This window comes from Bradyrhizobium sp., from assembly GCF_049586575.1.
Classification (GTDB): Bacteria; Pseudomonadota; Alphaproteobacteria; order Rhizobiales; family Xanthobacteraceae; genus Bradyrhizobium.
The window spans coordinates 1-4,455 of record NZ_JBAVCF010000227.1 but is presented as its reverse complement, the minus strand read 5'-3'; the positions used below and the strand labels follow the sequence as shown (position 1 = coordinate 4,455).

The following is a 4,455-nucleotide window of genomic DNA, read 5'->3' as shown; positions in this document are numbered from 1 at the left end:
GCACCGGCCGCAGGAGCCGCACCAGCCGCCGGAGCAGCAGCGGCGGTTGCACCAGCCGCAGCGGCCGCGGCAGCCGCCTTCATTTCTTCGGCGTAGCCGGACGGCGGCACGATGGTGACAAGCGTCGCGTCCTCGCGCGTCAGCGACTTCACGCCGGTTGGCAACTTGATATCCGACAGATGGAGCGAGTGGCTGATCTCGAGCTCGCTGACATCGGCCTCGATGAACTGCGGGATGTTGTCGACCGAACACTCCAGATCGATCGCGTGGGTCACGATGTTCACCGTTCCGCCGCGCTTCACGCCGGGGGAAGCTTCGGCCTTCAGGATATGCAGCGGGATGCTGACGCGGATCGTCGCGCCTTCGCCGAGCCGCATGAAATCGACATGAATCGGAAAATCGCGCACGGGATCGAGATGGAAGTCGCGCGGAATCACGCGGTGCTTCTTTCCCTCCAGATCGATATCATAAATCGTGGTGAGGAACCGGCCGGCGAGAATGCGCTGGCGCAGTTCGCGATCATCGACCGAAATGGTCACGGGGGGTTGGCTGTTTCCATAGATCACTCCGGGTACTCTCCCGGCGCGACGCTCGGCCCGGGCGGCCCCCTTGCCGCTCTTCGGACGCGCGGTCGCCTTCAATTCCTTGACGGTCGCCATCGGCTTAAGTCCTTGTTTTTTCAAAAATTAAAGGCCGCATCGCGGCCCGTTTAGCGTCCACAGCAAGCCTCCAGGGGTGCGGGGGCTGCGGACGTGGCGGGGTTCTAGCCCCAAAGGGTCGAAATGACAAGGAAATGAAGCGATATTTCTCGGCTGCCGGGCCTGGTCCCAAAGGTAAAGAAAGTCGCCCTTCATCAGCATATGACTCCGCATTCTCGCGACGGGATTCGCCCGAGTTTTGTCTGTTGCCCCTCAAAGAGGGAGCAGGGAATGCCGGGCGTTTGGCTCGCCCGCAGCCTCGTGCGCAAAAGTAAAAAGCACACGAGTTAGTCACCACAGGTTGGCCGAAACGATCCGGCATTCCCTGCGCGATGGCTTTACGACTTATTCCGCGCTCTCTCCGGCGATCGGGCTTTTTTGTCACCGTCCCCGCGCAATGCAAAGCATCGTCGCGAGTTGACGCCAGCGTCGAGACGTCAAGACCACGCGGCTTCGTCGTCCGCGAGCCGGCGCGCTCGTCTTGTGCGCCATCTGCGGCCATCGCATCCCGCGCACAACGTCCGTGACGATCGCGATACGCCCCTCATGGTGGGCACGGGATGCGCGGAAAGATGCTTCTGATTTGCCCGACATCACAAGCGAATTGCCTGCGACACAATGGCACGACGGGCAAATCACGCGCCGCGCGCGAAATCGTGTCAAGAGGATCGTCGTTCCGGGGTGCGAGTGCAACGAGCGAGCCCGGAATCCATGGCGCCACGGGATTTCAGGAGCAGTCGGATTTCGGGCCCGGCCTTACGCCTCACTATCCGCCGCCGAGCTTGGCTTCCAGGGCGGCGATGCGGGCCTTCAGCGCCTCGTTTTCCTCGCGCGCCAGACGCGCCATGTCCTTGACTGCCTCGAATTCCTCGCGCTTGACGACATCGAGGTCACGCAGGATTTTTTCGGCCTGGTTACGCACCAGCGTATCGACTTCGCGCTTGACGCCCTGGGCGGCACCGGCCGCGTCGTTCATCAAACGTCCGATCTCGTCGAAAAACCGATTGTTGGTCTGGGTCATCCCTCACATCTCCAGTCGGCGTGAACGCTCAACAAAGACAATGGCGATCCTTGGCAAGCGGTTCAAGAGCAGTTTTGTTTCAAGTGGGCACGCCTTGTCATAGACCGGTTTACTTGCAATCGTATCGGGCCCGCACATCATCCATTGAAATCGCCTCGAATCGCCCATGATCGACCAGCAGATCGAAATCCCGACCAAAGACGGCCATACCACGACGTTCATTACCCATCCTGAACGCGGCGGACCGCATCCGGTCATCCTGTTCTACATGGACGCGCCGGCGATCCGCGAGGAGCTGCGCGACATGGCGCGCCGGCTCGGCACATCAGGCTATTACGTGATGCTGCCGAATCTTTATTACCGCTCGGGAGTGATGGAGCTCGGCCCGCTCCCGCCGGATCCGGAAGCGCCCGAACGCAAGCGCATGTTCCAGTTGATGGCCTCGATCAACATTTCCATGATCATGGCAGATACCAGCGCGCTTCTGGCTTTCGCCGCGGGCCAATCCGCCGCTCGCGTCGATCGGATCGGCGCCGTCGGCTACTGCATGAGCGGACGGTATGCGATCAACGCAGCGACGCAGTTTTCCGATCGCATCAAGGCCGCAGCCTCGATTTACGGAACGCATCTGGTGACCGACCAGCCCGACAGCCCGCACCTGGCCTCAAGCAAGACAAAGGCCGAGCTTTACTTCGCCTGCGCCGAAACCGACATCTACGCGCCGCCCGAGACAATCGAGCAAGTCAGGGTATCGATGCGCGGCGCCAATGCAGAAGTCGAAATCTATCCCGGCACCCATCACGGCTTCGCGTTTCCAAAACGGCCGGTCTACGATCGCGATGCGGCCGAACGGCACTGGGAGCGGTTGCTTTCGCTCTATCGCCGCACCCTTTGGTCATAGGACGAAATGCCCCTTCTCACCATCGCGTTTCCTGTCTTCAATCCGGTTGCGTTTGCGATCGGACCTTTCGTCATTCGCTGGTATGCCCTGGCCTATATTGGCGGCATCGTACTCGGCTGGATCTACGCACGCGCGCTGATCAAGAACGAGAAGCTTTGGAGTGGCCCGGCGCCGATCACGCTTCTGCAAATGGACGATTTCGTGCTGTGGGTGACGATCGGAATCATCCTCGGCGGCCGCACCGGCTACGTGCTGTTTTACAATCCGCTGTTTTTCCTCCACCACCCCGCCGAGATTTTCGAATTGTGGAAGGGCGGCATGTCCTTTCATGGCGGCTTTCTCGGCTGCGTCGCGGCGGTGATGCTGTTTGCGCACAAGAACAACATCTCGATTCTGTCGCTCGGCGACATCACCACCGCCGTCGGGCCGATCGGACTGTTCCTCGGGCGGATCGCCAATTTCATCAACAGCGAGTTGTGGGGCCGCGCGGCCGATCCCAATTTGCCCTGGGCGATGGTATTTCCCAATGGCGGACCGATCCCGCGCCATCCCAGCCAGCTTTATGAGGCAGCGCTTGAGGGCATCGTCCTGTTCACCATCCTTGCGGTGATGATCAGAATGGGTGCGTTGAAACGTCCTGGGCTGATCCTCGGCAGCTTCATCGCGATTTACGGGATTGCGCGTATTATCAGCGAGTTTTTCAGGGAACCCGACCCACAGCTTGGATTCTTGTGGGGCGGACTCACCATGGGCATGCTGCTTTCGCTGCCCATGATCGTTGCGGGTGCTATTATTATCGTGGCGGCATGCCGCCGAAACGCGGCCGAACCAGCAGCGCCGCCGGTTTAGGAACTATCGTGACCGAGACTTCGCCGCTCCTGTCGGAGATCAGGAATCTGATCAAGTCATCCGGTCCGATGCCGGTGTGGCGTTACATGGAGCTGTGCCTGATGCATCCCAAGCACGGCTATTATCTTTCGCGCGACCCGCTCGGGCGCGAGGGCGATTTCATCACCTCACCCGAAGTGAGCCAGATGTTCGGCGAGTTGCTGGGGCTGTGGGCGGCATCGGTGTGGAAGGCGATCGATTCGCCTCCACTGCTCCGCTTGATCGAAATCGGCCCTGGCCGCGGCACCCTGATGGCGGATGCTCTGCGTGCGCTTCGCGTATTGCCTCCGCTCTATCAGGCATTGAGCATCCATTTGGTCGAGGTCAATCCGGTGCTGCGCGAGAAACAGAAGGACGCGCTGTCCGGCTCGCGTGATGTCACCTGGCACGACACCATCGACGACGTCCCCGATGGTCCCTCAGTGATTTTTGCCAACGAATATTTCGACGTGCTGCCGATTCATCAAGCCGTGAAGGCACAGAACGGCTGGCACGAGCGGACGGTAGAGATCGATGGCGAAGGCAAGCTGACGTTCGGCATGGCTCCCGATCCGATGCCTCGTTTCGAGGTGTTGCTGCCGTCACTGGTGCGCGCCGCTCCTGTGGGCGCCGTCTTCGAATGGCGACCCGATGCCGAGATCATGAAGGTCGCAAGCCGCGTTCGCGATCAGGACGGCGCAGCCCTGATCATCGACTATGGCCACCTGCGCAGCGATGCCGGCGATACGTTTCAGGCTATCGCCCGCCACAGTTACACGGACCCATTGAAAGATCCGGGACAGGCCGACGTGACGGCGCATGTCGATTTCCAGGCGCTGGCGCGCGCCGCCGAAGATCTCGGCGCCGGTGTTCACGGCCCTGTACCGCAGGGCGACTTTCTCAGGCGCCTCGGTATCGAAAACCGCGCGATAAGCTTGATGGCCAAGGCCAGCCACGAGATTTCCGAG

At 60.9% G+C, this 4,455-nt stretch carries 5 protein-coding genes; 3 read left to right on the top strand and 2 right to left on the bottom strand.

What is annotated here, in order from left to right; all coding sequences use genetic code 11:
* Together WB528_RS08750 and WB528_RS08745 are read right to left on the bottom strand one after the other, a co-directional pair.
* Positions 1-659, bottom strand: a 659-nt coding sequence (locus tag WB528_RS08750) for a 50S ribosomal protein L25/general stress protein Ctc (protein WP_423888026.1), incomplete at its 3' end; no start/stop codon positions are given.
* A gap of 805 nt (positions 660-1,464) precedes the next feature.
* Positions 1,465-1,719: an accessory factor UbiK family protein gene (locus WB528_RS08745; protein ID WP_423888025.1), complete on the bottom strand. Its 255-nt coding sequence runs from the start codon at positions 1,717-1,719 to the stop codon at positions 1,465-1,467.
* A gap of 166 nt (positions 1,720-1,885) precedes the next feature.
* On the opposite strand from WB528_RS08745, the gene WB528_RS08740 reads away from it, so the two are divergent.
* The 3 genes from WB528_RS08740 to WB528_RS08730 form a co-directional block, all read left to right on the top strand.
* Positions 1,886-2,620 carry a dienelactone hydrolase family protein gene (locus WB528_RS08740; protein WP_423888024.1) on the top strand — a complete coding sequence of 245 codons (735 nt, stop codon included), beginning with the start codon at positions 1,886-1,888 and terminating at the stop codon, positions 2,618-2,620.
* Between the two features lie 6 nt (positions 2,621-2,626).
* Complete coding sequence (gene lgt, locus WB528_RS08735) at positions 2,627-3,469, top strand: prolipoprotein diacylglyceryl transferase (protein ID WP_423888023.1); 843 nt, start codon at positions 2,627-2,629, stop codon at positions 3,467-3,469.
* An 8-nt stretch (positions 3,470-3,477) separates the two neighbouring features.
* Positions 3,478-4,455: class I SAM-dependent methyltransferase (locus tag WB528_RS08730; protein ID WP_423888022.1), on the top strand; the 978-nt coding region annotated here is incomplete at its 3' end.